At 49.1% G+C, this 22846-nt stretch carries 23 protein-coding genes and 1 riboswitch; of the genes, 21 read left to right on the top strand and 2 right to left on the bottom strand.

Going from position 1 to position 22846, the window contains the following annotated elements; all coding sequences use genetic code 11:
* The first annotated feature begins 109 nt into the window (after window positions 1-109).
* The 17 genes from HWY38_RS06425 to purD all read left to right on the top strand — a co-directional run bounded on the left by HWY38_RS06425 (window position 110) and on the right by purD (window position 16704).
* Window positions 110-1432: an NCS2 family permease gene (locus HWY38_RS06425; RefSeq protein WP_007408891.1), complete on the top strand. Its 1323-nt coding sequence runs from the start codon at window positions 110-112 to the stop codon at window positions 1430-1432.
* Window positions 1433-1629: 197 nt separating this feature from the next.
* Window positions 1630-2412 carry a hypothetical protein gene (locus HWY38_RS06420; protein WP_224181473.1) on the top strand — a complete coding sequence of 261 codons (783 nt, stop codon included), beginning with the start codon at window positions 1630-1632 and terminating at the stop codon, window positions 2410-2412.
* A 138-nt stretch (window positions 2413-2550) separates the two neighbouring features.
* The gene (locus tag HWY38_RS06415; protein ID WP_012116994.1) at window positions 2551-2724 is read left to right on the top strand and encodes a Fur-regulated basic protein FbpA; all 174 of its coding nucleotides are present in this window, start codon (window positions 2551-2553) and stop codon (window positions 2722-2724) included.
* A gap of 121 nt (window positions 2725-2845) precedes the next feature.
* Window positions 2846-3400 (top strand): DUF2179 domain-containing protein, encoded by a 555-nt coding sequence (locus HWY38_RS06410; protein ID WP_007609840.1) that lies wholly within the window; start codon window positions 2846-2848, stop codon window positions 3398-3400.
* Window positions 3397-3594: an NETI motif-containing protein gene (locus tag HWY38_RS06405; protein ID WP_007609843.1), complete on the top strand. Its 198-nt coding sequence runs from the start codon at window positions 3397-3399 to the stop codon at window positions 3592-3594. Before HWY38_RS06410 ends, HWY38_RS06405 begins: the two co-directional genes overlap by 4 nt.
* 78 nt (window positions 3595-3672) lie before the next feature.
* A riboswitch (purine riboswitch) is annotated at window positions 3673-3774 on the top strand.
* 132 nt (window positions 3775-3906) lie between these two features.
* Window positions 3907-4395: a 5-(carboxyamino)imidazole ribonucleotide mutase gene (purE, locus tag HWY38_RS06400; protein WP_007609846.1), complete on the top strand. Its 489-nt coding sequence runs from the start codon at window positions 3907-3909 to the stop codon at window positions 4393-4395.
* Entirely contained in the window at window positions 4349-5530 is a 1182-nt protein-coding gene (gene purK / locus HWY38_RS06395; RefSeq protein ID WP_101670760.1) for a 5-(carboxyamino)imidazole ribonucleotide synthase, read from the top strand. Before purE ends, purK begins: the two co-directional genes overlap by 47 nt.
* Window positions 5530-6822 (top strand): adenylosuccinate lyase, encoded by a 1293-nt coding sequence (gene purB / locus HWY38_RS06390; RefSeq protein ID WP_007408896.1) that lies wholly within the window; start codon window positions 5530-5532, stop codon window positions 6820-6822. The genes purK and purB overlap by 1 nt, the downstream gene beginning before the upstream one ends.
* A 75-nt stretch (window positions 6823-6897) precedes the next feature.
* Window positions 6898-7617 (top strand): phosphoribosylaminoimidazolesuccinocarboxamide synthase, encoded by a 720-nt coding sequence (gene purC / locus HWY38_RS06385; RefSeq protein ID WP_224181472.1) that lies wholly within the window; start codon window positions 6898-6900, stop codon window positions 7615-7617.
* A complete protein-coding gene (gene purS, locus HWY38_RS06380) occupies window positions 7617-7871 on the top strand; it encodes a phosphoribosylformylglycinamidine synthase subunit PurS (RefSeq protein ID WP_003155758.1) in 255 nt (84 codons plus the stop codon). The genes purC and purS overlap by 1 nt, the downstream gene beginning before the upstream one ends.
* Window positions 7868-8551, top strand: coding sequence for a phosphoribosylformylglycinamidine synthase subunit PurQ (purQ, locus tag HWY38_RS06375; protein WP_007609853.1), 684 nt, complete (start codon window positions 7868-7870; stop codon window positions 8549-8551). The genes purS and purQ overlap by 4 nt, the downstream gene beginning before the upstream one ends.
* Window positions 8535-10763, top strand: coding sequence for a phosphoribosylformylglycinamidine synthase subunit PurL (purL, locus tag HWY38_RS06370; protein ID WP_224181471.1), 2229 nt, complete (start codon window positions 8535-8537; stop codon window positions 10761-10763). Before purQ ends, purL begins: the two co-directional genes overlap by 17 nt.
* Window positions 10739-12169: an amidophosphoribosyltransferase gene (gene purF, locus HWY38_RS06365; protein WP_007609856.1), complete on the top strand. Its 1431-nt coding sequence runs from the start codon at window positions 10739-10741 to the stop codon at window positions 12167-12169. The genes purL and purF overlap by 25 nt, the downstream gene beginning before the upstream one ends.
* A gap of 91 nt (window positions 12170-12260) precedes the next feature.
* Window positions 12261-13301: a phosphoribosylformylglycinamidine cyclo-ligase gene (gene purM, locus HWY38_RS06360; RefSeq protein WP_224181470.1), complete on the top strand. Its 1041-nt coding sequence runs from the start codon at window positions 12261-12263 to the stop codon at window positions 13299-13301.
* Entirely contained in the window at window positions 13298-13885 is a 588-nt protein-coding gene (gene purN / locus HWY38_RS06355) for a phosphoribosylglycinamide formyltransferase (RefSeq protein ID WP_007609858.1), read from the top strand. Before purM ends, purN begins: the two co-directional genes overlap by 4 nt.
* Window positions 13882-15420: a bifunctional phosphoribosylaminoimidazolecarboxamide formyltransferase/IMP cyclohydrolase gene (gene purH / locus HWY38_RS06350; protein ID WP_224181469.1), complete on the top strand. Its 1539-nt coding sequence runs from the start codon at window positions 13882-13884 to the stop codon at window positions 15418-15420. The genes purN and purH overlap by 4 nt, the downstream gene beginning before the upstream one ends.
* A gap of 15 nt (window positions 15421-15435) precedes the next feature.
* On the top strand, window positions 15436-16704 hold the full coding sequence (gene purD, locus HWY38_RS06345; protein ID WP_032871756.1) for a phosphoribosylamine--glycine ligase: 1269 nt from the start codon (window positions 15436-15438) through the stop codon (window positions 16702-16704).
* A 169-nt stretch (window positions 16705-16873) separates the two neighbouring features.
* Here purD and HWY38_RS06340 read toward each other — a convergent pair whose 3' ends face one another.
* Window positions 16874-17104: a DUF2892 domain-containing protein gene (locus HWY38_RS06340; protein ID WP_017419030.1), complete on the bottom strand. Its 231-nt coding sequence runs from the start codon at window positions 17102-17104 to the stop codon at window positions 16874-16876.
* Between the two features lie 121 nt (window positions 17105-17225).
* Between HWY38_RS06340 and HWY38_RS06335 the strand changes: the two genes are divergently transcribed.
* Genes HWY38_RS06335 through HWY38_RS06325 form a run of 3 tightly spaced genes read left to right on the top strand, consistent with a single transcriptional unit; the run spans window position 17226 to window position 20302 of the window.
* Window positions 17226-18968, top strand: coding sequence for an adenine deaminase (locus HWY38_RS06335; protein ID WP_224181468.1), 1743 nt, complete (start codon window positions 17226-17228; stop codon window positions 18966-18968).
* 24 nt (window positions 18969-18992) lie between these two features.
* Entirely contained in the window at window positions 18993-19988 is a 996-nt protein-coding gene (locus tag HWY38_RS06330; protein WP_088461593.1) for a DUF3048 domain-containing protein, read from the top strand.
* 2 nt (window positions 19989-19990) lie between these two features.
* Window positions 19991-20302, top strand: a complete 312-nt coding sequence (locus HWY38_RS06325; protein ID WP_029326169.1) for a YerC/YecD family TrpR-related protein — start codon at window positions 19991-19993, stop codon at window positions 20300-20302.
* Window positions 20303-20336: 34 nt separating this feature from the next.
* On the opposite strand, the gene HWY38_RS06320 is transcribed toward HWY38_RS06325, so the two are convergent.
* Entirely contained in the window at window positions 20337-21911 is a 1575-nt protein-coding gene (locus tag HWY38_RS06320; protein WP_045206930.1) for an FMN-binding glutamate synthase family protein, read from the bottom strand.
* A 195-nt stretch (window positions 21912-22106) separates the two neighbouring features.
* Between HWY38_RS06320 and HWY38_RS06315 the strand changes: the two genes are divergently transcribed.
* Window positions 22107-22796, top strand: coding sequence for a heptaprenylglyceryl phosphate synthase (locus HWY38_RS06315; protein ID WP_003155740.1), 690 nt, complete (start codon window positions 22107-22109; stop codon window positions 22794-22796).
* Window positions 22797-22846 lie beyond the last annotated feature (50 nt).

Genomic DNA, 22846 nt, shown 5'->3' with positions numbered 1-22846 from the left:
TTATTCAGACTGAACGTATGTAGTCAAGCGTCCCAAATGTATTTGGGGCGTTTTTTATTTGGCGGATATCGGGCAGAATAAATGGGAGAGAATGAAGGAGGCAATTGGCTTGAAGCAATTTTTTCAGTTTGATGAGCTGGGGACAAGCTATCGTAATGAAATCATCGGCGGTTTAACGACCTTTTTGTCAATGGCGTACATTCTGTTCGTCAATCCGCTGACATTGTCTTTAAACGGTGTGAAGGGATTTCCCGAAGCATTAAAAATTGATCAGGGCGCGGTGTTCACCGCTACAGCCTTGGCGTCTGCGGCCGGCTGTATTTTAATGGGGCTCATTGCAAAGTATCCGATCGCGATTGCGCCGGGTATGGGATTAAATGCGTTTTTTGCTTTCTCTGTCGTCCTCGGCATGGGGATTTCATGGCAGGCTGCGCTTTCCGGCGTCTTGATTTCCGGAATTATCTTCGTGGCGCTTTCGCTGACGGGATTGCGGGAAAAAATCATTAATGCGATTCCGCCTGAGCTGAAATTGGCGGTCGGCGCGGGTATCGGTTTGTTTATCACATTTGTCGGTTTGCAGGGTTCGGGCATCATTGAAGCGAACTCATCGACTTTGGTGTCTATCGGCAATATTCACAGCGGACCTGTGCTGCTGACGGTTTTCGGTGTTATTGTGACGGTCATTCTGATGGTGCTTCGCGTAAACGGCGGCGTATTTATCGGAATGCTTCTGACGGCGGTTGCCGGCATGGTCTGCGGACTGATTCCGGTTCCGACGCACATTGTCGGCAGCGTGCCGAGTCTTGCGCCGACTTTCGGACAGGCGTGGATGCATCTTCCGGATATCTTCTCCGTACAAATGCTGATTGTCATTTTAACGTTCCTGTTCGTCGGGTTTTTCGATACGGCCGGAACGCTGGTGGCTGTAGCGACACAGGCCGGACTGATGAAGGAAAATAAACTTCCGCGTGCGGGAAGAGCGCTTCTGGCGGATTCGACATCAATCGTTATCGGAGCCGTACTCGGTACGTCTACTACGACTTCTTATGTTGAATCCAGCTCAGGCGTTGCGGCGGGGGCGCGCTCCGGCTTCGCGGCTGTTGTGACGGGCATTCTCTTTTTGCTGGCGATGTTTTTCTCGCCGCTTCTGTCAGTTGTCACCACGAATGTGACGGCTCCGGCTTTAATTATTGTCGGCGCGCTGATGGTGGCGCCGCTCGGTAAGATCGCCTGGGATAAATTCGAGGTGGCTGTGCCGGCATTCTTAACGATGATTATGATGCCGCTGACGTACAGCATTGCGACGGGGATTGCGATCGGTTTTATTTTCTACCCGATTACAATGATCTGCAAAGGAAAAGGAAAAAGCGTTCACCCGATTATGTACGGGCTGTTCGTCATCTTTATCCTGTATTTCATCTTCTTGAAATAACGGAAAAACCGGCTGAGTTCAGCCGGTTTTTTGTTTTTGTCCTATTCCGTAAAACCAATACATAATATAAAACGTCATGTGGGTGTCCGGGTGAAGAAAACCGCTTGACTGTTTAAGGACGCTTCGGTACCTTATATAAGTGTTTTATTTTCTTGCTTAACAAATTCCGCCGTATTTTTTTGATAGGAGTTGCTGACATGACGGAAGAAAGAAAAGAAACGTTGGAAGAAGAAAAACAGCATCAGGGAACTGATGAAGAACCGCTGTCGAGAATGTCCAGAAATGCGGGACGTTATCAAAAGCAAAAGAAAAAAGATAAGGAACGGCGCCCGGCTCCGGCCTTTACGGAAAAACTCGCTTCTGCATGGGCCGCGGTCAAACGTTATTGCCGTTTCGCGCTGCGCATTTTGACATCACCGGTGAAGGTCGTTGGGGAAGACGGCTTTTCCCGCTTTAAATATGCTCTTATTTCAATGCTTGTATTCAGTATCTTTTTCTCAATCGGAAATTGGTTTCAGCTGAGGGCAAGCCAGCAAAGGCCTCTCGGATACGGAGAGCGGCATCATACGTTTTTTGACGGCTTTACCGTCGTTCTCGTGTATACGTTCGTCTTTTTTGCCGCTGCGGCGGGCGCGGTCTGGCTTGTATCACGCTATATGATGAAACAGAAAATTACGATGCGGGATGCGGCCGCGGGGGTCGGATCGCTTTTGGTTCCGGCTGTCGCCTGCTCTATCGTGTGGATGATTTTCGCGATATTGAATCTGCCGGTCGTCACCGTGGTGTTTACGGCGCTGACCTTGTTTCTGGCCGCCTCGGCGATGGTGCAGTTTGTGCAGATTCTTTACAAATCGGCTGAAAAGCCTGCGGCTGACGTGATGTACTGTATTTCCGCGGCGGTCATCATCATGCTCATTTTTACGGCTGTGACATGGCCGCTCATTTCAGAGTACTTTACTGCTTCGCTGATCCCTTTATAAGTCGAAATTTGTCTTTCACAATGTTTACAAATATTTCTAATAAAGCGTGTTGTTTTGAAGACCCGGCCGAGATATGATGAGAGCAACAGCAATTCGAAAGCGGCACTACTCTTTATGATTCGGAAAGGGATGATGAAGATGGCCCCGTTGTTGCGAGAAGCCATTAATCGGAAAAAACAGCATCTGAGGACAAAGCTGATCCGCTCAGGGTTTTACCAAAACCATGTTCAGGAACTGTCCGGATACACGCTGAGTGAGCTTGAGAAGGAATATGAAGCCGTCAAACGATTGAAAAAAGCCGAGCTTCACTGATAAGAGCTTGAAAGTCTGCCTTGCGGGGCGGGCTTTTTTTTCTTTTGAAAATGATCAAAAGAGGGTAAACTATCCTTAATTGAAAGATTGGCCTTTCAAATTATCAGAGGAGGGGGAATCAATGATGCAGACGATTTTATCCAACAGTATAGGTATGGTTCTCATTATTCTCATCATTAACATTATATATGTCTCTTTCTTTACGATCAGGATGATTCTGACATTAAAGGGACAGCGCTATTTCGCCGCGGGCATCAGTACGATTGAAATCCTTGTGTATGTGACCGGCCTGAGTCTCGTGCTCGGCAATCTGAATCAAATTCAAAACGTCATTGCCTATGCGCTCGGCTACGGTCTCGGTGTCATAGTGGGAATGAAAATTGAAGAAAAACTGGCGCTCGGCTATATTACAGTCAACGTCATTACGAAGGAGCTCGATCTGGACCTGCCGAAACAGCTCCGGGAAAAAGGATACGGGGTTACAAGCTGGGTTGCGGGAGGACTTGAAGGAGACCGGACCGCCATGCAGATACTGACACCGCGCAAATATGAGCTTCAGCTTTATGATACGATTAAAACGCTTGATGAAAAAGCGTTTATGATCGCCTTTGAGCCGAAAACGATCCATGGCGGATTCTGGGTGAAAGCAGTGAAGAAGAGGAGAATTAAGGAATGACAAAGCCAAAAAAGAAACGGTTTGAAGTAACGGAAGATGAAACGATTGACACCATTCTCACTTTAATGAAGGAAGAGGGTTATATGCCCGTCCGGCGGATGGAAGAGCCGATCTTTACAGAAAAGAAAGAAAATGGATCAATTCAAGTCGTTCCTTGCGGGAAAAAAATCGTATTTGAAGGGAAATTGATCTAAACACGAACATTAAAAGAAAGAATTTTTATATCGTTCGATAATGTCGTTGACATTATCCAAGTCCGTTGTTAAGATAAACATGAAATCAAAACACGACCTCATATAATCTTGGGAATATGGCCCATAAGTTTCTACCCGGCTGCCGTAAACGGCCGGACTATGCAGGAAAGTGATAAACAGCTGACATGGATATCGCAGAAGCGAACGACTGACGATACGCGCGCCATGCCCGGTTTGTATTGCTTCCTCATAGTTGCAATATAAGCCGGGCTTTTTTTTCTGAAAAACAAAGCATGAGAAGGTGGGAACAGAATGCAGCCGCTAGCAGGAATCATCATGGGAAGCACCTCCGATTGGGAGACAATGAAACATGCATGCGACATACTTGACGAACTTCACATTCCTTATGAAAAACAGGTGGTATCCGCGCACCGGACGCCTGATTTGATGTTTGAATATGCAGAAAGCGCAAGAGACAGGGGTTTAAAAGTCATTATTGCCGGAGCAGGAGGAGCGGCGCATCTGCCGGGAATGACGGCGGCCAAAACGACGCTGCCGGTGATCGGCGTACCGGTTCAGACGAAATCGCTTAACGGGCTTGATTCTCTTCTGTCTATCGTACAGATGCCCGGCGGCGTGCCGGTCGCAACGACGGCGATCGGGAAAGCGGGCGCAGTGAACGCGGGTCTGTTAGCCGCGCAAATTTTGTCGGCATTTGACGATGACATTGCGGATAAACTAGAGGCGAGAAGAAATGCGACAAAACAAACGGTGCTGGAAAGCAGTGATCAGCTTGTCTGATAAAAAAACGATTTTTCCCGGCGCCGTCATCGGCATTATCGGAGGCGGACAGCTCGGAAAAATGATGGCTGTCGCCGCAAAACAGATGGGCTATAAAGTCGCTGTCGTCGATCCCGTGAAAGACTCGCCATGCGGACAGATCGCCGATATTGAGATTACCGCCCAGTACAATGACCGTGAAGCGATTCAAAAATTGGCCGGAGTCAGTGACATCATTACCTACGAATTTGAAAATATCGATTACGAGGCGCTCAACTGGCTCAAAGAACATGCATATCTTCCCCAGGGAAGCGAGCTGCTGCTCATCACCCAAAACAGGGAAACGGAAAAAAAGGCGATCCAGTCAGCAGGCTGTCAAGTCGCTCCTTATCGGATCGTAAACAGCGGACGGGAGCTTGAGGAAGCCGTTCAGGCACTGGGGCTCCCGGCGGTGCTGAAAACATGCCGCGGCGGATATGACGGCAAAGGCCAATTTGTCATTAAGGAAGAAGGACAGATAGATGAAGCGGCTGCGCTGTTAGAAAACGGCACATGCATACTTGAAAGCTGGGTATCGTTCCGGATGGAACTTTCCGTTATCGTGACGAGATCGGTGCACGGTGAGATTTCAACCTTTCCGGCTGCTGAAAATATCCACAAAAATAATATTCTGTTCCAAAGCATCGTACCCGCGAGAGCGGAGGAAACGGTTCAAAAGCGGGCAGAGGCGCTTGCCGTTCAGCTCGCGGAGAAATTGGAACTTGTCGGGCCCCTTGCGGTGGAAATGTTCGTCACGGAAGACGGAGACCTTTTGATTAATGAACTGGCGCCGCGTCCTCACAATTCAGGGCATTATACGCTCGACCTTTGTGAAACGAGCCAATTCGAACAGCACATCAGAGCGGTCTGCGGACTTCCTCTCGGCAGAACCGATCTTCTCAAACCGGGAATGATGGTGAATCTGCTCGGTGATGAAGTGAAGCTTGCGGAGGAGCATACGGAGCTTTTAAAGGAAGCCAAACTGTACCTGTATGGGAAACATGAGATAAAAAAAGGCCGCAAAATGGGACATATGACATTTTTGCGGAAGCCTGATGAAACATGGATTCAGGACATCACGAACATATGGATGAAAAGAGACGGAGGACGAGCATAATGATCGAACGTTATTCAAGACCTGAAATGTCCGCGATCTGGACGGACGAAAACAGATACCAGGCATGGCTGGAAGTCGAGATTTTAGCCTGTGAAGCCTGGGCTGAGCTTGGCGTCATTCCGAAAGAAGACGTCAAGGTCATGCGTGAAAACGCGTCTTTCGACATCAACCGCATTTTGGAAATCGAGCAGGATACGCGCCATGACGTCGTTGCATTCACCCGTGCGGTTTCAGAATCATTAGGCGAAGAAAGAAAATGGGTTCACTACGGCCTGACGTCAACAGATGTCGTGGATACCGCTCTTTCCTATCTATTAAAACAGGCGAATGAGATCTTGCTCAAGGACATTGAGAGATTTGTTGACATTATAAAAGAAAAAGCGAAAGAACATAAATACACGGTCATGATGGGCCGCACGCACGGCGTACACGCGGAACCGACGACATTCGGCCTGAAACTCGCGCTTTGGCATGAAGAAATGAAACGCAACCTTGAACGTTTCAAGCAGGCAAAAGAAGGGATCGAAGTCGGGAAGCTTTCCGGCGCGGTCGGCACATATGCGAATATTGATCCGTTCGTAGAGCAGTATGTCTGTGAAAAACTCGGCCTGAAAGCGGCGCCGATTTCCACTCAGACTTTACAGCGCGACCGACATGCGGATTACATGGCGGCACTGGCTTTGATCGCGACGAGCATTGAAAAATTCGCAGTGGAAATCCGCGGTCTGCAAAAGAGTGAAACACGTGAAGTGGAAGAGTTTTTTGCGAAAGGACAAAAAGGTTCATCGGCTATGCCTCATAAACGGAATCCGATCGGGTCGGAAAATATGACGGGCATGGCGCGCGTGATCCGCGGGTACATGCTGACGGCATACGAAAATGTACCGTTATGGCATGAGCGTGATATTTCTCATTCATCAGCTGAGCGCATCATTCTTCCTGACGCGACAATCGCGCTGAATTACATGCTGAACCGATTCAGCAATATCGTCAAAAACTTAACGGTATTCCCGGAAAATATGAAACGCAACATGGACCGCACACTCGGTTTGATCTATTCTCAGCGCGTGCTGCTTGCTTTAATCGACACGGGTCTGCCTCGTGAAGAAGCATATGACACGGTTCAGCCGAAAGCGATGGAAGCGTGGGAAAAACAAGTGCCGTTCCGCCAGCTTGTCGAAGCGGAGGAAAAAATCACGTCCCGTCTCACACCGGAACAGATTGCCGATTGCTTTGACTACAATTATCATCTGAAAAACGTCGACTTGATCTTTGAGCGTTTAGGTTTATAGAAGAAGCCAGCCGGAGGCGGCTTCTTCAGCCGCCATAGATTGAATATTCCCAACATTCGGGTTAGGAGGCCTTCCGTGAATATTGTGAACAATAATCTTCTTTATGAAGGAAAAGCGAAACGAATTTATCAAACAGAAGACGAACAGATTCTCCGCGTGGTCTACAAGGATTCCGCAACAGCCTTTAACGGTGAGAAAAAAGCGGAGATCAGCGGAAAGGGCCGTCTGAACAATGAAATTTCAAGCCTGATTTTCAAACATCTGCACGCCAAAGGAATTGACAACCACTTTGTGGAGCGTGTTTCAGAATCAGAGCAGCTTATCAAAAAAGTGAACATCATTCCGCTTGAAGTCGTGGTCAGAAACATTGCCGCCGGAAGCATGTCGAAACGTCTCGGCATCCCGGAAGGAACTGAGCTTCCGCAGCCGATTATCGAATTTTACTACAAGGATGACGCGCTGGGTGATCCGCTCATCACAGAAGATCATATCTGGCTCTTGAAAGCGGCAGCTCCTGAGCAGGTCGAAATGATCAAATCGATTACAAACCAGGTGAATCAAGAACTTCAGCATATTTTTGAAGACTGCGGCGTCAGATTAATAGATTTTAAGCTGGAATTCGGCTTAGACGCAGAGGGACGGGTGCTTTTAGCGGATGAAATTTCTCCTGACACGTGCCGTCTGTGGGACAAAGACACAAACGAAAAGCTCGATAAAGATTTGTTCAGACGGAACCTGGGAAGCTTAACCGACGCATATGAAGAGATTTTCAAAAGACTGGGAGGCATTTCATAATGTATAAAGTGAAAGTTTATGTCAGCTTAAAAGAAAGTGTGCTCGATCCTCAAGGAAGCGCGGTGCAGCATGCATTGCACAGCATGACCTACAATGAAGTGCAGGATGTGCGCATCGGAAAATACATGGAGCTGACGATTGAAAAATCCGACCGCGATCTTGACGCGCTCGTGAAAGAAATGTGTGAAAAGCTCCTTGCCAATACAGTCATTGAAGACTACCGATATGAAGTTGAGGAGGTTGTCGCACAGTGAAATTTGCGGTGATTGTGTTACCCGGCTCCAACTGTGATATTGATATGTTCCACGCCGTAAAGGATGAACTCGGCGAAGAAGTCGAGTATGTCTGGCACGAGGAAACAAGCCTTGACGGATTTGACGGCGTGCTCATCCCCGGCGGGTTTTCATACGGCGACTACTTGAGATGCGGCGCCATCGCCAGATTCGCAAACATCATGCCGGCCGTGAAAAAAGCGGCTGCCGAAGGAAAACCGGTTCTCGGCGTCTGCAACGGATTCCAGATTCTGCAGGAGCTCGGACTTCTGCCAGGCGCGATGAGACGCAACAAAGATTTAAAGTTCATCTGCCGCCCGGTTGAATTAATCGTGCAGAACGGCGATACGTTATTCACATCTTCATATGAAAATGGACAATCGATTACGATTCCGGTTGCCCACGGAGAAGGCAATTTCTACTGTGATGACGAAACGCTTGAAAGATTAAAAGAAAACAATCAAATCGCCTTCACATACGGCGGCGATATTAACGGAAGCGTCAGCGGCATTGCCGGCGTCGTGAATGAGAAAGGCAACGTATTAGGCATGATGCCTCACCCTGAGCGCGCAGTCGATGAACTGCTCGGCAGCGCAGACGGTCTTACATTGTTCCGGTCTATCGTGAAAAATTGGAGGGAAACTCATGTCGCTACTGCTTGAACCAAGTAAAGAACAAATAAAAGAAGAGAAACTCTATCAGCAAATGGGTGTCAGTGATGACGAGTTCGCACTCATTGAATCTATTATCGGAAGATTGCCGAACTACACGGAAATCGGGATTTTTTCCGTCATGTGGTCAGAGCACTGCAGCTATAAAAACTCAAAACCGGTTTTACGCAAATTCCCGACTAGCGGCGAACGCGTGCTGCAGGGTCCCGGAGAAGGCGCGGGAATCGTTGACATCGGTGACAATCAGGCGGTCGTGTTCAAAATTGAATCTCATAACCATCCGTCAGCGCTTGAGCCATACCAAGGTGCTGCGACGGGAGTGGGTGGCATCATCCGTGATGTTTTCTCAATGGGCGCCCGTCCGATAGCTGTATTAAACTCTCTTCGATTTGGTGAGCTCACTTCACCTCGTGTGAAGTACTTGTTTGAAGAAGTAGTGGCGGGAATCGCGGGATACGGAAACTGTATCGGAATTCCGACGGTCGGCGGAGAAGTGCAGTTTGACGCAAGCTATGAGGGCAATCCGCTTGTTAATGCAATGTGCGTCGGCTTAATTGATCATAAAGATATTAAAAAAGGCCAGGCGAAAGGTGTCGGCAACACGGTCATGTACGTCGGCGCTAAAACCGGCCGCGACGGCATACACGGCGCTACTTTCGCATCGGAAGAAATGTCAGATTCATCTGAAGAAAAACGTTCCGCGGTGCAGGTCGGCGATCCTTTCATGGAAAAACTTCTCCTGGAAGCATGCCTTGAAGTCATCCAATGCGACGCCTTAGTCGGCATTCAGGATATGGGGGCGGCCGGTCTGACAAGTTCGAGTGCTGAAATGGCAAGCAAAGCCGGCTCAGGCATTGAAATGAACCTTGATCTCATTCCGCAGCGGGAAACAGGTATGACCGCTTACGAAATGATGCTTTCTGAGTCTCAGGAACGCATGCTTCTCGTCATTGAACGCGGACGTGAACAGGAAATTGTCGATATTTTTGATAAATATGATCTTGAAGCGGTTTCCGTAGGTCATGTTACGGATGATAAAATGCTCCGCCTCCGCCATAACGGAGAGGTTGTTTGCGAGCTTCCGGTCGACGCGCTGGCGGAAGAAGCGCCTGTATACCACAAGCCGTCAGCAGAACCCGCGTACTACCGCGAGTTTCAGGAAACAGAAGTTCCCGCGCCTCAAATTGATGATGCGAATGAAACATTGAAGGCGCTCCTCCAGCAGCCGACAATCGCCAGCAAAGAGTGGGTGTACGATCAATATGACTACATGGTGCGCACAAATACGGTGGTCGCTCCGGGCTCTGACGCGGGAGTGCTCAGAATCCGCGGCACGAAAAAAGCGCTGGCGATGACGACGGATTGCAACGCGCGTTATTTATATCTTGATCCAGAAGAAGGCGGGAAAATCGCCGTTGCCGAAGCGGCGCGCAACATCGTATGTTCAGGCGCCGAACCGCTTGCGGTCACGGATAATCTGAATTTCGGAAACCCGGAAAAACCTGAAATTTTCTGGCAGATCGAAAAAGCGGCCGACGGCATCAGCGAGGCGTGCAATGTTCTCAGCACACCCGTCATCGGCGGAAACGTATCACTTTATAATGAATCGAACGGAACGGCGATCTACCCGACGCCTGTTATCGGCATGGTCGGCTTAATTGAAGATACCGCTCATATTACGACACAGCATTTCAAACAAGCGGGGGATCTTGTATACGTGATCGGCGAAACAAAACCTGAGTTTGCCGGAAGCGAACTGCAAAAAATGACAGAAGGCCGCATTTACGGCAAAGCGCCGCAAATCGATCTTGATATAGAGCTGTCACGTCAAAAAGCATTACTTGACGCGATTAAAAAAGGCTTCGTTCAATCAGCGCATGACGTATCAGAAGGCGGCTTAGGCGTAGCGGTTGCAGAAAGCGTCATGACGACGGAAAACCTTGGCGCCAACGTAACTGTTGCAGGGGAAGCGGCATTATTATTCTCTGAATCTCAATCCCGCTTCGTCGTTTCGGTGAAAAAAGAACACCAAGCGGCGTTTGAAGCGGCTGTGGCTGATGCGGTTCATATCGGCGAGGTAACGGCTGACGGACTTCTGGCGATTCAAAACCAGGACGGACAACAATTGGTTCACGCGCAAACGAAAGAACTTGAGCGCGCGTGGAAAGGAGCTATTCCATGCTTGCTGAAATCAAAGGCCTGAATGAAGAATGCGGTGTGTTTGGCATCTGGGGACATGAAGAAGCTCCGCAGATCACATATTACGGCCTGCACAGCCTCCAGCACAGAGGACAGGAAGGCGCCGGCATCGTGGCGACTGACGGTGAAAAACTGACGGCGCATAAAGGACAGGGGCTTATTACCGAGGTTTTTCAAAACGGCGAACTGAGCAAAGTGAAGGGAAAAGGCGCGATCGGGCACGTCCGTTATGCGACTGCAGGCGGAGGCGGATATGAAAATGTCCAGCCGCTCCTGTTCCGTTCGCAAAACAACGGCAGCCTCGCGCTCGCCCATAACGGCAACTTGGTCAACGCCACACAATTGAAGCAGCAGCTTGAAAACCAAGGGAGCATCTTTCAGACTTCCTCCGATACGGAGGTGCTGGCTCATCTGATTAAACGCAGCGGACACTTTTCGCTGAAGGATCAGATCAAAAATTCGCTGTCCATGCTGAAAGGCGCCTACGCGTTCCTGATTATGACTGAAACAGAAATGATCGTAGCGCTTGACCCGAACGGACTCAGACCGCTGTCAATCGGCATGATGGGTGATGCTTACGTCGTCGCTTCAGAAACGTGCGCATTCGATGTGGTCGGTGCGACATACCTTCGCGAGGTAGAGCCGGGCGAAATGCTGATCATCAATGATGAAGGCATGAAATCAGAGCGTTTCTCCATGAATATCAACCGTTCCATCTGCAGCATGGAGTACATTTATTTCTCAAGACCTGACAGCAATATCGACGGCATTAACGTGCACAGCGCCCGGAAAAACCTCGGAAAAATGCTTGCCCAGGAGTCCGCGGTTGAAGCGGATGTCGTCACAGGCGTGCCAGATTCCAGTATTTCTGCAGCCATCGGCTATGCCGAGGCAACGGGTATCCCGTACGAACTCGGTCTCATTAAAAATCGTTATGTCGGCAGAACGTTTATCCAGCCGTCACAGGCTCTCCGTGAGCAAGGCGTGAGAATGAAGCTGTCCGCCGTCCGCGGTGTTGTTGAAGGAAAACGGGTCGTCATGGTTGATGATTCCATCGTGCGCGGGACGACAAGCCGCCGGATTGTCACAATGCTCAGAGAAGCGGGAGCGACAGAGGTGCACGTCAAGATCAGTTCACCGCCGATCGCTCATCCGTGCTTCTACGGCATCGACACATCAACACATGAGGAGCTGATCGCTTCCTCTCATTCTGTGGAAGAAATCCGCCAGATCATCGGTGCCGACACGCTTTCTTTCTTAAGTGTAGACGGATTGTTAAAAGGAGTCGGCCGAAAATTTGAAGACACCAACTGCGGACAATGCCTCGCTTGTTTTACGGGCAAATATCCGACGGAAATTTATCAGGATACAGTGCTTCCTCACGTAAAAGAAGCGGTGCTGACAAAATAAAATCTGAAAATGATATAAAGGCAGCGGGAATTCAGGCTGCCTTTCTCTTTCTGCCTTTTAAGGAGAAACGAATTGACAAGGAGTGATAGGGATGTCTGATGCTTATAAAAATGCCGGAGTTGACATCGAAGCCGGATACGAAGCCGTCAAACGAATGAAAAAACACGTGGAGCGCACGAAAAGGCTCGGCGTTATGGGAAGCCTGGGCGGTTTTGGCGGAATGTTTGATCTGTCAGAGCTTCCGTATCAAAAGCCTGTTTTAATTTCCGGAACAGACGGTGTCGGCACCAAATTGAAACTCGCATTTTCAATGGATAAGCATGACACGATCGGCGTCGATGCGGTCGCGATGTGTGTAAATGATGTGCTTGCCCAAGGAGCGGAGCCGCTGTTTTTCCTTGATTATTTAGCAGTCGGCAAGGCCGATCCGGTAAAAATTGAGCAGATCGTTCAGGGCGTGGCGGACGGATGCGAGCAGTCAGCATCAGCGCTTATCGGCGGTGAGACGGCGGAAATGCCGGGGCTGTATACGGCTGATGAATACGATATTGCGGGCTTTTCAGTCGGCGTCGCGGAAAAAGACGAAATCGTCACCGGTGAACATATCGAAGAGGGGCATCTCTTAATCGGACTTACTTCAAGCGGCCTTCACAGCAACGGATTTTCCCTTGTGAGAAAAGTGCTTCTTGATGACGGCGGACTTGATTTGGATACTGTCTATGAACCGTTTGCGCGTCCTCTCGGAGAAGAATTGCTGGAACCGACGAGAATATATGTGAAGCCGGTGCTTAAGGCGGTGAAAAGCGGTAAGGTGGACGGCATGGCGCATGTGACAGGCGGAGGATTCATCGAGAACATCCCGCGGATGCTGCCGGACGGATTGAGCGCGGAAATTGATCACGGATCATGGCCGATCCCGCCGATTTTTCCGTTTCTGCAGGAGCACGGCAAGCTGAAAGAAGAAGAAATGTTCAATGTCTTTAATATGGGCATCGGTTTTGTCCTTGCCGTTAAAGAAGAAAACCTGACAGACGTCATCGACACGCTTGAAGCTCAGGGCGAGAAGGCTTATCTGATCGGCCGGGTCAAGCGGGGCGAAGGCATTTCTTTCGGCGGTGCGGCTCTTTCATGAAAAAGTTTGCGGTATTTGCTTCAGGAAACGGATCGAACTTCGAGGCCATTGCCAAACGCATGAGAGAAGAGAAGTGGGATGCGGAGCTCTCGCTTCTCGTGACGGATAAGCCTCAGGCAAAGGCGGTGGAAAGGGCGGAGGCTTTACACATTCCGTCATTCGCCTTTCAACCGTCATCTTTTGAAAACAAAGCGGCCTTTGAACGGGCCGTTATTGAACAGCTGCGCCTGCACGGGGCGGAATTAATCGTTCTCGCCGGCTATATGAGACTGATTGGAGATACGCTGCTTGAAGCATACGGGGGCCGCATTATTAATATACATCCCTCGCTTCTTCCGGCATTCCCCGGGATTGACGCTGTCGGACAGGCGTATCGGGCCGGTGTGAAAGTGGCGGGCATTACCGTTCATTACGTCGACGAAGGCATGGACACCGGACCGATTATCGCGCAAAAAGCATTCGAAATACAGGAAAACGATACGCTTGAAGACATAGAGCATACAATACACGAGCTTGAGCACAAATGGTATCCGAGCGTTGTGAAACAGCTGCTGGGACTAAATAACAGAGGTGAAAAGGCATGACAATCAAACGCGCACTAATCAGTGTTTCTGATAAAACAAATCTCGTCCCTTTCGTAAAGGAACTGACAGAGCTCGGCGTCGAAGTCATTTCGACCGGAGGAACAAAAAAACTTCTTCAGGAAAACGGTGTGGATGTCATCGGCATTTCAGAAGTGACCGGATTTCCTGAAATTATGGACGGACGGTTAAAAACCCTCCATCCTAATATTCACGGCGGCCTGCTTGCCGTAAGAGACAATGAAGAGCATATGGCGCAGATCAATGAGCACGGCATTGCACCGATTGACCTTGTGGTTGTCAACCTTTATCCGTTTAAAGAAACGATTTCAAAAGAAGACGTAACATACGATGAAGCGATAGAAAACATTGATATCGGCGGTCCCGGCATGCTGCGCGCCGCATCGAAAAACCATCAGGATGTGACGGTCATCACAGATCCGGCCGATTACAGCTCCGTGCTCAATGAGATTAAAGAACACGGCGGCGTTTCGCTTAAAAGAAAACGCGAGCTTGCGGCCAAAGTATTCCGCCATACCGCGGCATACGACGCATTAATCGCTGATTACTTAACACGCGAGGCCGGTGAGAAAGACCCTGAGCAATTCACCGTCACATTTGAGAAAAAACAATCGCTCCGCTACGGTGAAAACCCTCACCAAGAGGCGGTTTTCTACCAAAGCGCACTTCCCGTCTCCGGTTCCATCGCGGCGGCAAAACAGCTTCACGGCAAAGAGCTTTCTTACAACAATATTAAGGACGCAGATGCGGCTGTTCAAATCGTCCGGGAATTTACAGAACCCGCAGCTGTTGCCGTTAAACATATGAACCCGTGCGGAGTCGGTACGGGAGCTTCAATTGAGGAAGCATTCAATAAAGCGTATGAAGCTGATAAAACCTCCATTTTCGGCGGCATCATCGCGCTGAACCGTGAAGTTGATCAGGCAACGGCTGAAGCCCTTCACGGCATCTTTTTAGAAATCATTATCGCCCCTTCTTTCAGTGAAGAAGCGCTGAACGTACTGACGGCGAAGAAAAACCTTCGTCTGCTCACGCTTGACGTGTCCGCTTCAGGGAAGAAAGAAAAACAGCTGACATCCGTACAGGGCGGTCTTTTGATTCAAGATTTAGACGTCCATGGATTTGATGACGCCGACATCAGCATCCCGACAAAAAGAGAGCCGAGCGAGCAGGAATGGGAAGATTTGAAGCTGGCCTGGAAAGTCGTCAAACATGTGAAATCCAACGCGATCGTTCTTACAAAAGACCATATGACGGTCGGTGTGGGAGCGGGGCAGATGAATCGCGTCGGTTCAGCTAAAATCGCCATTGAGCAGGCCGGAGAAAAAGCAAAAGGCAGCGCGCTCGGATCAGACGCGTTTTTCCCGATGCCGGATACAGTCGAAGAAGCCGCAAAAGCCGGTGTCACGGCGATTATCCAGCCAGGCGGATCGGTCCGCGATGAAGATTCGATTAAAAAAGCGGATGAATACGGGATCGCCATGGTATTCACCGGCATCAGACATTTCAAACATTAAGAGGGGGAACGAAGCGTGAATGTATTGATTATCGGAAAAGGCGGCAGAGAGCATACATTGGCTTGGAAAGCGGCGCAAAGCCCGCTTGTTGACACGGTGTACGCCGCGCCCGGAAATGACGGTATGGCAGACTGCGCGACGCTGGTCAACATTGAAGAAAGCGATCATGCCGCACTCATTGCGTTTGCGAAAGAACATCATGTCGGGCTGACGATTATCGGCCCCGAAGTTCCTCTGATTGAAGGGATAGCCGACGAGTTTGAAAAAGCCGGACTGCTTGTTTTCGGACCGTCTGAAAAAGCGGCAATCATTGAAGGGAGCAAACAGTTTGCCAAGGATTTAATGAAAAAATACGGCATTCCGACGGCGGAGTATGAGACGTTTACTTCATTTGAAGAGGCGAAAGCATATGTGCAGCAAAAAGGTGCGCCGATTGTCATTAAAGCGGACGGACTTGCCGCCGGAAAAGGTGTCACGGTCGCGATGACGGAAGAAGAGGCGATTGAATGCCTGCACGATTTTCTTGAGGATGAGAAATTCGGCGAGGCGAGCGCATCCGTTGTCATTGAAGAGTTCCTCGCCGGCGAAGAATTTTCTTTAATGGCGTTTGTAAAAGGGGAGACCGTCTATCCGATGGTAATCGCTCAAGATCATAAACGCGCCTTCGATGGAGACAAAGGGCCGAATACGGGCGGAATGGGCGCCTACTCACCGGTGCCGCACATTTCCGATGATATCGTCAGAAGCGCAGTCGAAACGATTGTGAAGCCGGCGGCAAAAGCAATGGTAAAAGAGGGACGTTCCTTCACGGGCGTGCTGTACGCGGGGCTGATTCTGACGGAAAACGGATCAAAAGTCATTGAATTCAACGCGCGCTTCGGAGATCCGGAAACACAGGTTGTCGTGCCGAGAATGGAATCTGACCTCATCCAGGTGCTTTTGGATCTGCTGCATGAGAAGGATGTTGACCTAAGGTGGAAGGATACGGCCGCTGTCAGCGTTGTGCTGGCTTCTGAAGGCTATCCGGAAGGCTATGCAAAAGGCACGCCGATCGGCAGTTTGACGTCCGCTGAAGACGGGATCGCCGTTTTTCATGCCGGAACGAAAAAAGACGGCGGACAATTTGTTACAAACGGCGGCCGGGTCGCCAATGTCACGGCATTTGCTGAGACATTTGAAGCGGCGAGAGATAAAGTGTACAGCGCCGTTTCAGGGCTGACAAAACCCGGACTGTTTTACAGAAGCGACATCGGCGCCCGTGCGCTGAAAGCATCGCAGCGATAAAGAGGAAAACCCCGTGTCATATAAGATGCGGGTTTTCTTCTGAAAAGACGACTAAGACTGTCGGTTTGCCGTGTGACACGCAGTCATCGATGAAGTCTTCCGGCGTATAGACGGATTCTTCTCAGACTCGCGGGACAGGAGAAAATAAATAACAAGCCGAAACGGCTTGTTATTTTTCTTGCTGATGGCTGTCATCCTGATTCATTCCGGTTTGGAACATATATGTCACCGGACAGAAGCGGAGGATGCCGGACGCCGCTTTCATCGCGCCCATCATCATACAGAAGAGATGCATCTTGCACCAAGGTTTTCTCGTGTATTTCGCTGACGCAGCAGACAAAATGGTGAGGCCGCAAGTGATGCGCATAACGGCATTTAATAAACTGATATTCGGTTTCATCATTTCAGCTCCCTTAGAAAAAGTTTTTCATTCATCTTCAATAATTTGTAACGTTTTAGCCGTGCGATAATTGTGCGGATGTGATACGATGGGTCTAATATAAGCGAAGGAGAGTATGTGAATGTCCGAACGTACCTTTAACTGGAAAAATAAAGACATCAGATCACAGGCGGATGTTGTAGACTCAAAGCTGCTTCCAACGCTACTTTTACGGGATGCTCTCGTATTAAATCCTTTTTTAAAACAATGGCTGAAAAAGAATGTCTGGATTTATGGAGACCGAATTGTATATGTTGGTCATGAGCTTCCTGATGCAGCAGAGCACATTCATACCATAAATTGTGAAAGAAAATACATTGTGCCAGGTTACATTGAACCGCATACACATCCTTTTCAAATATATAATCCCCAAACGCTCGCCGAATATGTGTCTCAATTCGGAACAACGACGTTTGTTAATGATAACTTGTTTTTTCTTTTGCACAGCGGTAAAAAGAAAGCGCTTACTATATTGGAGGAACTGAAAAAACAGCCGGTGCAATATTTCTGGTGGTCCAGATATGATCTGCAGACTGAAGTGCTGAATGAGGATCAGCTTCTTTCTTTTGATGTCCGCAAGCAATGGATGGAGCACCCGGATGTCATTCAAGGCGGAGAATTGACCGGATGGCCGCGCCTCATGGACGGCGATGACTTGATGCTTCATTGCATGCAGGCGACAAAGAAACTGCGCAAGCGGATAGAAGGGCATTTTCCCGGAGCCTCTGAAAAAACACTGACGAAGATGAAACTGTTCGGAGCGGATTCCGACCACGAGGCGATGAATGGCGGCGAGGTGATGAGACGGCTTGAATTGGGCTACTATGTTTCGCTCAGACATTCATCCATCCGCCCTGATTTGAGAACGATTTTGCAGGATCTCCATCAAAAAGGCTTCCGGCATTATGATCATTTCTTCTATACGACGGATGGAGCGACGCCGCATTTTTATAAAGGCGGCATGACGAATGAATTGATCAAAATCGCTTTGGAGGAAGGGGTTCCGGCGATCGATGCCTACAATATGGCCTCCTTTAATATCGCGAAGTACTATCAGATGGACGACTTTCTCGGTGTGATCGGTCCGGGCCGGCTTGCTTCATTGAACATTCTCGATGACCCGATGAATCCGGACCCGGTCACGGTAATCTCCAAAGGCATCCTGCTGAGGGAAGACGGCCGAAATATGAATGCGTTTACAGAAACGGATTGGAAAAAGGGCGGTCTTGTCCCTCTTGAGCTTTCATATGATATGACGATGGATGATTTACAGTTTTCAATGCCGATGGGTGTGACCATGCGCAACGCGGTCATTATGGAGCCGTATATGATTGCGATTGATAATTCTGTTGACCAGCTTTCTTTTGATCATGATGAATGCTATCTCACGCTTCTCGATAAGCATGGAAAATGGCGGGTTAATACAATGCTGAAAGGTTTTGCCGATCGGGTGCAGGGCTTTGTCAGTTCCTACACGACAACCGGAGATATTATCACTGCCGGAAAAAATAAAGAAGATATCCTGCTCGCTTTCTCTCGGATGAAAGAAATCGGCGGCGGAATCGTGCTTGCCGAAAACGGGAAGATTCTGCATGAGATTCCCCTCGCTTTAAACGGTTCTGCATCTGCGGAGAAGTATGAAGAAGTGCTTGAGAAAGAACAAAAACTGAGGACGCTGCTGGAGGAGCGGGGCTACCGATTCTGCGATCCGATCTATACGCTGCTCTTTTTGCAGAGCACACACCTGCCTTATATCCGCATTACGCCGAGAGGAATATTCGACGTGATGAAAAAAACTGTACTCTTTCCATCGATAATGCGTTAAAATATAAAAGCAGGGAGCCGACATATGAAAAGATGGAAAACCGTTTGTATGCTTTGTTTTGCGTTTTTGCTGCTTGCCGCCTGCCGGCAGAACAATGCCGATCAGGTGCAGCCGAAAGAAGCGGAAGCTCCTTTAACGGGGCTGAAAACTGAGCAGAAGCTTGCAGAACGCCGTCCGATTGCAGTCGCAGTGAACAATCATCCGAAGGCGAGGCCCCAATCCGGGCTGTCAAAGGCGGATGTTGTCATCGAAGCGCTCGCGGAGGGCCGGATTACGCGGTTTCTCGCGATTTTTCAAAGTGAGATGCCGGAAACGGTCGGGCCTGTGCGGAGCGCGAGGGAATATTTTGTCACGCTCAGCAGCGGGTTTAACAGCATATTTGTCCATCATGGCTGGAGTCCCGGCGCAAAAAAGCAGCTGGAGTCCGGAGCTTACGATTATATAAACGGTTTGGATTTTGACGGAAGCCTGTTTTGGAGAGCCGATTTCAGCAAGCCGCCCCACAATTCCTACACGTCGTATGACAATATCAGGAAGGCGGCGGAACAAAAAGGATACAAGCTGAACGGAAAAACAGAACCGCTCCCATTTCAGACATCAGATGCAAAACCCGGAAACGAAACCTACAATATTCGGATAGATTATGGAACACAAAACGTTACAAATCTTGTCGAATACGATTATGATAAAAAAGCTGATACTTATACAAGAAGCTCTGATGGTGTGAAAGCGACAGACCGGGAGACCGGAAAGCCTTTAGCCATGCACAACATTTTTATTGTTGAAGCCGGCCATCGCATGACAGACAAAGATGGAAGGCGGGCCATCGATATTCAGTCAGGGGGGAAGGGCCTCCTGCTTCAGCACGGCGATGTTATGGAGTCAGACTGGGAATATAAAGACGGCCGTATTCTGCCCGTAAAAGGCGGTGAGATTCTTCCGTTTGTGCCAGGAAAGACATGGATTAATATCGTGCCTGATCTCGATGCAGCTTCCATTAGTAAAGGAGAAGGTGTTTGACGATGCAAATCGATAAATTACGCGGAAAAGAACTGGACCAGTTATTTTTATCTATTTTATCGCTGAAAGATCTGGAGGAATGCTATCGTTTCTTTGATGATCTTTGTACGATTAATGAAATCCAATCGCTGGCGCAGCGTTTGGAAGTGGCAAGAATGCTCCGCGAAGGAAATACGTATCACAAAATTGAAAGCGAAACGGGTGCTTCCACAGCGACGATTTCCCGGGTGAAGAGATGCTTAAATTACGGTAACGACGCCTATGAAATGGCGCTTGACCGCGTAAACGAAGGAGAATCCTCCTCAGCTACGTAAAAAACCGCTCTGCCGATGACGGCAGGCGGTTTTTTTATGCGTGCTGATTCAAAAGGCCGGGAAGTTCCCTCAGGCTTCCGTCTTCCTCCCGGTATACGATGTGTTCAGCTGAGAAATGAATCGGCGAGCTGATGCCCGCCGCCGCGGCGAGGTGAAACAGCCCTTCACGCAACGAGAGCACGTAGTTGCAGACGCGGTGCTGTTTATCCTCGATACTGAGCGCGCGCTGAAGTTTTGGGTCTGTTGTCGCCACTCCGACAGGACAATGATTGGTGTGGCATACTTGAGCGCGGATACAGCCGACTGAAAACATCATTCCCCGGGCAATATTGACAAAATCCGCCCCTAACGCGAGGGCAACAGCAATCTTATCCGGAGTGAGCAGCTTTCCGGATGCGAAAATTTTCAGCTTATCTCTTATCCCGTATGTCTTCAAAAGGCCGTCAACAAGGGGGAGGCCGGTCAGAATCGGCAGGCCGACGGAATCCGCCAGCTCATGGAAAGAAGCTCCCGTTCCCCCTTCACTGCCGTCAATCGTAATAAAGTCGGGAAGTTTGCCAGATGAACTCATACAGGAAATAAGGTCTTCAAGGTCTTTGCGGCTGCCCGGGACAATTTTGATGCCGACCGGTTTTTCGCCGACAGTCCTTAATTTCTCAATGAAATCAAGCATGTCCGGAACATTTGAGAACTCGTTGAAGCGGTTTGGGCTGTCAATGGATTGTCCGGGCTGCACATTTCTGATGGCGGCAATTTCTTCGGTCACCTTTGAACCGTCAATATGCCCGCCTCTTGCTTTCGCCCCTTGCGCAAGCTTTAATTCAAAGGCTTTAATCTGTTCGAGGCGGCTTTTTTTCTTAAATTCTTCCCATGAAAATTCTCCATCTTCAGTGCGGACGCCGAACAGCCCGGGGCCGATTTGGCAGATAATATCCGCGCCGCCTTTCAGGTGATACTCAGACAGGCCGCCTTCGCCTGTATTCATCCATGTGCCGCCGGCCTGGTGCAGCCCTTTTGACAGGGCGGTGATTGCCCGGTCGCCAAGTGAGCCGTAGCTCATCGCTGATTGTCCGATTAACCCTTTCACATAAAACGGCTTCTTGCATGTATCGCGGCCGATCACTTGCACATCGTCCGGATGCAGGTAATAAGGGTCCGCTTTTGCTTTTTCACGGTGTTCGCTGCGTTTCAGCAGGTTGTCTTTGTCAATCTTGTATACCATCGTGTCGATCTTCGGCGTCTGATCTGTGCGCAGCTCCTCCCTTTGTTTCGGGAAAAGGGCGTTACGGATATAATAGCCCGGCTGATCGAAATCCCGTTCTGAGCCGAAGCCCATCATTCTGCTTTTATACTTTCCCGACATGACCGTCTGTTCATATTCTCTCCGGGAAAACGGCTGTTCTTCGTTATCATTGCTGAATAAATACTGCCGCAGCTCAGGTCCGATTTTTTCAAATATATAGCGCAGTTTTCCCGCTACGGGATAATTGCGCAGCACTGAATGTTCTTCCTGCTTTTCGTCTCTTATGTATATCCAGAGAAACAATACGGCGGGAACTAAAATAATAAAAATCAATATACAAATCAGTACGATAATGGCTTGTTCCATTCAGATCAGACTCCTTGTCTTTTTTCTCTTTGACATTCCACATATTGTCTGTTTTCAAACATAGCCGTTTCCCGTCCGGCGGAGCGCAATCTTTTTTTGTGAATCAGGTGAATGACGTCTTTTTCCGTTTTTCCGGGCCAAACGAATTTGTTATAATGTTTAAATGGCAAGAAACGAATGGAGGAACGAAAACGCATGTACGATGTTAACGAGTGGAAGCATGTTTTTAAACTCGATCCGAATAAAGATTTACCGGATGAACAGCTGGAACGGCTTTGTGAATCAGGGACTGACGCCATTGTGATCGGAGGAAGCGACAATATCACCGAGGACAATGTGCTCAGACTGATGTCAAAGGTGCGGCGGTTTTTAGTGCCGTGCGTACTTGAGGTGTCGACGATTGATTCCATTGTGCCCGGGTTTGATCTTTATTTCATTCCGAGTGTGCTCAACAGCAAAAAGGCGGACTGGATTGTCGGCATGCATCATCAGGCGATGAAAGAATACGGAGAGCTCATGTCAATGGAGGAAATCGTGACGGAGGGCTACTGCATCGTCAACCCTGATTGTAAGGCGGCCGCTTTGACGGAGGCGGATACACATATAGAAACAGAAGATATTCTCGCCTATGCGCGGGTCGCGGAACATTTGCTTCATCTCCCGATTTTTTATCTGGAATACAGCGGGATGCTGGCGGACATAGAAACGGTGGAGAAAACGAAGGCTGTGCTGGACAAGTCCGTCCTGTTTTACGGAGGCGGCATTAAAGACGCGGAAACGGCGGAACGGTTCGGCCGTCATGCCGATGTCATCGTTGTCGGAAATGCCGTATATGAAGATTTTGATCAGGCGCTTAAAACGGTGGCGGCTGTAAAGACAAAGTAGCCAAGCGGACGAAATTGATTTATGATAGAACATATGTTTGATAGGCGGTG

The sequence above is a fragment of the Bacillus sp. KS1 genome, from assembly GCF_020075515.1.
In the GTDB taxonomy this organism is placed as follows: domain Bacteria; phylum Bacillota; class Bacilli; order Bacillales; family Bacillaceae; genus Bacillus; species Bacillus velezensis.
Note: the sequence above shows the minus strand (reverse complement) of the source record. Positions and strands in the feature narration are given on the sequence as shown.